5 protein-coding genes are annotated in these 6,000 nt (G+C 37.8%); 2 read left to right on the top strand and 3 right to left on the bottom strand.

What is annotated here, in order from left to right; genetic code table 11:
* The first annotated feature begins 121 nt into the window (after positions 1-121).
* Both BHECKSOX2_RS02650 and hemH read left to right on the top strand, forming a co-directional pair.
* Positions 122-475 (top strand): thioredoxin family protein, encoded by a 354-nt coding sequence (locus BHECKSOX2_RS02650; RefSeq protein ID WP_139682339.1) that lies wholly within the window; start codon positions 122-124, stop codon positions 473-475.
* Positions 472-1,449: a ferrochelatase gene (gene hemH / locus BHECKSOX2_RS02655; RefSeq protein WP_090714740.1), complete on the top strand. Its 978-nt coding sequence runs from the start codon at positions 472-474 to the stop codon at positions 1,447-1,449. Before BHECKSOX2_RS02650 ends, hemH begins: the two co-directional genes overlap by 4 nt.
* A 159-nt stretch (positions 1,450-1,608) precedes the next feature.
* On the opposite strand, the gene BHECKSOX2_RS02660 is transcribed toward hemH, so the two are convergent.
* The 3 genes from BHECKSOX2_RS02660 to BHECKSOX2_RS02670 form a co-directional block, all read right to left on the bottom strand.
* The gene (locus BHECKSOX2_RS02660; protein ID WP_139682340.1) at positions 1,609-3,279 is read right to left on the bottom strand and encodes a glutamine--tRNA ligase/YqeY domain fusion protein; all 1,671 of its coding nucleotides are present in this window, start codon (positions 3,277-3,279) and stop codon (positions 1,609-1,611) included.
* Between the two features lie 35 nt (positions 3,280-3,314).
* Entirely contained in the window at positions 3,315-4,676 is a 1,362-nt protein-coding gene (gene radA, locus BHECKSOX2_RS02665) for a DNA repair protein RadA (RefSeq protein WP_139682341.1), read from the bottom strand.
* An 804-nt stretch (positions 4,677-5,480) separates the two neighbouring features.
* A partial coding sequence (locus BHECKSOX2_RS02670; RefSeq protein WP_180323628.1) for an IS30 family transposase occupies positions 5,481-6,000 on the bottom strand: 520 nt, incomplete at its 5' end.

Consider the following 6,000-nt stretch of genomic DNA (forward strand, 5'->3'; position numbering starts at 1 on the left):
AAATCCTTATAAACACTATTAAGTTATTGATTTTTAATTAAATTTTAACTATTTAGTGTTATTTTTAGGTTTTTCAGTATACTATCCAATCATTTTTTGCTAATTACCCAATATATATTTTATGTCTAGCATTTATCCAATTGAAGTTTCAATTGATTCTTTCCAAGAATTAGTGATTAAAAAATCACACAAACAACTGGTAATTTTGGATATTTCTGCACAATGGTGTACTCCATGCAGAATTTTAGAGCCTATTCTCAGCAGTGTTGCAGCAGAGTATAATAACGATGAATTTTCACTAACAAAACTTGAGGCAGAAGATGAAAATATGAAAATTGCTGGACAATTTTCAGTGCGTGGGTTTCCCGCAGTTATTGCCTTTATCCGAGGCAAGGAAGTCATGCGTTTTCACTCTGTGCAAACGCATGATTTTATACGCGAGTTTATTGATAAAAATTTACAGGAGTTTAAATGAAAACTGGTATTTTGCTTACCAATCTTGGAACACCCGATGCACCAACAAAGGCTGCTTTAAAACGATACTTAAAAGAATTTCTCTCAGATGATCGCGTTATTCAGCCAAAAAATAAATTAATCTGGTGGTTGGCATTGAATGTGGTTATTTTAAATATTAGACCTGTAAAATCTGCGCAAAATTATGTCAAAATTTGGGACAGTTTTGGCAAGGGCTCACCACTATTAAACATTACTCTATTACAGGCGCAAGGTGTTGAAAAAATCCTGACAAATAAATTTGATGATTTGGCACTTGAAATGGGTATGCGTTACGGCAATCCATCGATTGATTCTGCACTTGAAAAATTACAAGCTCAAGGTTGCGAGAAAATCGTAGTTTTACCACTTTACCCACAATATTCAGATACCACAACAGCATCAACACTAGATACCGTTAATAAAGCACTTGGAAATTGGGATAATAAACCAAAACTAGACTTTATTGATAATTATTATACGGACAAAGGTTACATTCAATCTTTAGCCCTCTCAGTGATTGAGCACCAAGAACAACACGGCAAGCCAGATAAGTTAATGATCTCATTTCATGGTATACCACAGCGTTTTGTAGATAATGGCGATATTTATTACGAGCATTGCGTCAATACAAGTGTATTACTTACTGAAGCGCTTAATCTACAAGATAAAGACTATCAGTTGTGTTTTCAATCAATATTTGGTCGTGAAGAGTGGATCAAGCCACAGACAAAACTCAGTTTAGAATCTCTGGCACAAGATGGTGTTGAGCACATACAAGTCATCTGCCCTGGTTTCTCTGCAGACTGCTTAGAAACCTTGGAAGAAATTAACGAAGAAAACAGGGGTTACTTTATACAGGCGGGTGGTAAAACTTTTAGTTACATACCGGCATTAAATGACCGTAAAGACCATATTAAAGCACTCTCTAATATCATCTCCAAACATCTAGAATAACTTCGCATAATTTATATTATGTTAAATTATTAATCATTATAAATTGTTGCGCCCTCTTCAAGGCAAGACAATCATTTTGTTTCTTCGTAACTTGGCTGATTTTCTCATGTAGAGCTAACTACTGAACCTAGAGATAAATCAAAACACACTCTTAAATGCTTAATTACCCCAGGTGTCCCTTAAAGCAACTGTTTTATTAAAGACCAAGCTGTCACTCGCTTCACTGTCACGACAAAAATACCCTTCTCTCTCAAATTGGTAGGCTAATTCAGCCTTAGCGTCTTTCATGCTTGACTCCACTACGCCGTAAGTTACCACTAAGGATTTTGGGTTGAGCAATTGTTCAAAGTGATCATTTTTCCCGGGGTTTTCAAGTGTGAATAGTCGATCGTATAGTCTGAATTCTGCTTTAAGAGCAGTACTGGCTTCAACGAAGTGAATGACGCCTTTAACTTTTCTGCCATCTGTGGGGTTTTTACCTAAAGTGTCTGCATTATAAGTCGCATACACAGTGGTCACATTGCCATCAAAATCAGTGTCAAATGAAGTGGCATTAATCACATAAGCATTACGCAAGCGTACTTCCTTACCAATGGCCAAGCGTTTAAACTTTTTGTTCGGTGCCACTTCTTTAAAATCTGCTCTATCGATATACAACTCTTGAGAAAAGAAAATATCACGCTTACCCCTATCTTCATTTTGCGGATGGATAGGCGCTTTGAGAGTCTCAACTTGTTTTTCAGGGTAATTTTCAATAATAACTTTAATAGGGTCAATAACACCCATCGTGCGTGGCGCAACAACATTTAAATCATCGCGTACAGCGTCTTCTAGGATTTTTATATCGGTCATACTGTCAACCTTAGAAACACCAATGCGTTCAACAAAATCACGAATACTAGCGGGCGTATAACCACGACGACGAAGCCCAGAAATGGTAGGTAGTCGTGGGTCATTCCAACCCAACACCAACTCATCTTCTACCAATTGTTGTAATTTGCGTTTTGACATTACTGTGTATTCTAAATTCAAGCGTGAAAACTCATATTGATGCGGGCGATTAGGTTTATTGAAATCCTCTAAATGCTCTAATATCCAATCATACAAACGACGATTGTCTTGAAATTCAAGCGTGCAAAGCGAATGTGTAACACCTTCAATCGCATCACTAATACAGTGGGCAAAATCATACATTGGATAGATACGCCATTCGTTGCCTGTCTGATGGTGCTTTTCAAAACGAATACGATATAGTGTTGGGTCACGCATACACATAAACGGACTTGCCATGTCTATTTTGGCGCGCAACACACACTCACCCTCTGAGAATTTTCCTTCTTTCATTTTAACAAGCAGTTCTAAATTTTGTGTAACTGATGTATTGCGATAAGGGCTATTTTTACCTGCTTGTTTTAAAGTACCACGATATTCACGAGTTTGTTCTGCATTTAAAAAACAAACATACGCCAATTCTTTATTGATCAGCTCAATCGCATATTCATAAAACTTTGCAAAATAATTAGAGCTGTATTGAATCTCGCCATCCCATTCAAAACCCAGCCATTTAACATCATTTTTAATAGATTCAATAAACTCCACATCTTCTTTAGCAGGGTTTGTATCATCAAAGCGTAGATTGCACCTACCCTTATAGTCTTGCACTAAACCAAAATTTAGGCAAATTGATTTGGCATGTCCAATATGCAAATAGCCATTTGGTTCAGGTGGAAAGCGTGTTTGAATTGTGCTATGTAGACCAGAATCTAAGTCTTCGTTAATTTGATGACGAATAAAATTAGTCGGTTTTTCCGTGGGATTATTGTCGCTCATTCTGGGGCTAAATTGCTATAAAGTTAAGGATTATACTAGGTATTTTCTGACATATATTGTAGTGCTTGATAGAGATATTCCACAGGAACAACTTTCAAACCCTTGATGGGTTTTTTAGGGGTATTTGCCTTAGGAATAATGGCAATTTTAAAGCCGTGTTTTTGTGCCTCTGCCAAACGCTCACCAGCATTATAAACAGGCCGCACTTCCCCCGTTAAACCAACTTCGCCAAAGGCAATCCAATCTTTAGGGATAACTTTGTTTCTTAGGCTCGACATAATAGTAAGCATCACCACCAAATCTGAGGCAGTTTCATTAACCTTAACACCGCCCACAACATTCATAAACACATCTTGGTCAAAAGTTGCAATACCGCCGTGTTTGTGCAATATAGCCAATTGCAAGGCAAGACGATTTTGGTCTAAACCCACACTAACACGCTTAGGGTTGCCACTGGACTGGTCAACCAAGGCTTGAAGCTCAATCATTAGTGGTCTGGTTGCCTCACGCGTTACCATCACCATCGAACCCGGTAATGGTGTAGATTGATTAGACAAAAATATTGCTGATGGATTTTCTACTTGCTTAAGTCCAGTCTCGCTCATTGCAAATACGCTAATTTCATTGACTGCGCCAAAACGATTTTTTACCGCACGAATGATACGATAACGCCCGCCTGCATCGCCTTCAAAATACAAAACACAATCCACCATATGTTCTAAAATTCTCGGCCCTGCGAGCGCACCACCTTTGGTTACATGTCCAATCATCAGTAAAATGGTGTTGGTTTGCTTGGCGTATTGCGTGAGTTGCGCAGCACAATCTCGCACTTGCGTTACTGAGCCAGGTGCTGAAGTTGAACCGTCTGTCACCATGGTTTGAATAGAGTCAATGACAATAACTTTTGGTTTAATTTCTTTGGCGAGTTTGATGATTTTTTCTAAATGTGTTTCGTTAAGTAACAGCACATCTTCTTTGATACCCAAACGCACAGCACGGTCGCTAACTTGTTGCGCAGATTCCTCGCCACTGACATATAAGGCAGTGTGTTCTTTATTAATTACTGCCATTGCTTGCAGAATAAGAGTGGATTTTCCGATGCCTGGATCACCACCGATGAGTACCACAGAGCCATCTACTAAACCACCACCCAAAGTACGGTCAAGCTCGCTTAATCCTGTTGTTAATCTAGCTTTGCTTTCAGATCTAATGTCTGATAATTTTTGTACTTTTGACGGTGGCAAGTCTTGCAAGATTTCTGGTTTTGAAGCGTTATCCCTAGATATAATCACTTCTTCCAAGGTATTCCAAGCCTGACATTCTAAGCACTGCCCTGCCCATTGAGGATGCGTTGCACCACACTCTCTACAAACAAATTCTAGTTTAGTTTTTGACATTATTCCAATACACTTTTATCTAATAATACTTTAGTAAGACCACATTATTCAGTTCTGATAGGGATTTATGGCGCATCTTCAAGAGAGGGTTGTTGGGTGTTCTTCCAAGGCATTGTAGGTTTTTTGTTGGTTGATTAGAGGGTTGTTGTTCTATTGGATTGGGGTAATTTGCAAAGCCCCCTTTTTTTTAATACCATTTAGAATCCAAATACCCTTTATTTCTCTGTTATCTTTATAAAAAATGGCTTTTAAAGAAAATAATAGTTTATACATAAGGGTTTTTGACTAATTAAGCGAGTTATTTTTAAATAAAAGTGTGGCACTCCTTATTTTATTTTTACTTAGAATTGTTAGGTTAAGTTTAACTCGCTCAAAATAATAAATTTTAGAAGGTATTATATCCTGAATAGAAAATCACTTTATCCATATTCTATTTAAGTGAGACCTTTACATAAATAGGAATAATCATCAGAAATCTACTTTTCACCCACTTGGCGATTTTTCCAGTGACACCCGGCAACAGCCCTGCTAGGATAAGGTTTAAGTAAATCACCAATTGGGCAAAAATTGAATTTTGCCAATCCTCTCTATTTATGCAAAGGTCTCATGGTGTTTTTAAAGATTTAGACTTATCGAAATTTGAATTTTTTATTTTAAAAACGCAGTTAAAAGTATCATGGTATTATCCACAATTAATCTAATTTAAATCAATATTGAGGAAACCAACCATGCAAACAAAAACTAGTCAAACTAAAGCACAAAAAGCCGTTAATCAACCTAAGCAAGAAATGATACCCGGCGAATTCAACCCATAAGTGCAACACTTTCATTTAAAAAATAGTCCTTGCCAGTCATCTTGGCAAAGACCTCAAATGGGGTCTTGTACCCCAAGCATTTCCTAGGTCTATTATTCATTAAATCTGTTGCCCTAAATGCTTCTTTCTCACTCACATTATCCAAAGCCATTCGCTTAGGGAAGAATTGCCTTAACAGTCCATTGTGATTCTCGTTTAAGCCCCTTTCCCAACTATGATACGGCTTGGCAAAGTAAGTGTTACAGTCAAGATTTTCTGCTAGCTTTTCATGCCAACTAAACTCCCTGCCATTGTCAAAAGTCAAGGTTTTGACCCAATGTTTAAGTGGAGTGAGTCGTTTATTGATAGCGTCATTTGCATTTTGTGCGGTTTTGTTGACAATGGGTAGTGCAAGATATAGCCTACTCTTACGCTCAGCAAGAGTGGCAAAGCCACCTTTGTGTCCTTTACCAATAACCAAGTCAACTTCCCAGTCGCCAATGCGAGTGCGAGCATCAACAATACTGGGG

It is taken from the genome of thiotrophic endosymbiont of Bathymodiolus puteoserpentis (Logatchev) (assembly GCF_900127505.1).
Lineage (GTDB): Bacteria > Pseudomonadota > Gammaproteobacteria > PS1 > Pseudothioglobaceae > Thiodubiliella.

Excerpts from the sequence above, each read along its gene's own strand:
- BHECKSOX2_RS02650 (WP_139682339.1), top strand. The coding sequence starts at position 122 with ATGTCTAGCATTTATCCAATTGAAGTTTCAATTGATTCTTTCCAAGAA.
- BHECKSOX2_RS02660 (WP_139682340.1), bottom strand. The coding sequence starts at position 3,279 with ATGAGCGACAATAATCCCACGGAAAAACCGACTAATTTTATTCGTCAT.
- hemH (WP_090714740.1), top strand. The coding sequence starts at position 472 with ATGAAAACTGGTATTTTGCTTACCAATCTTGGAACACCCGATGCACCA.
- radA (WP_139682341.1), bottom strand. The coding sequence starts at position 4,676 with ATGTCAAAAACTAAACTAGAATTTGTTTGTAGAGAGTGTGGTGCAACG.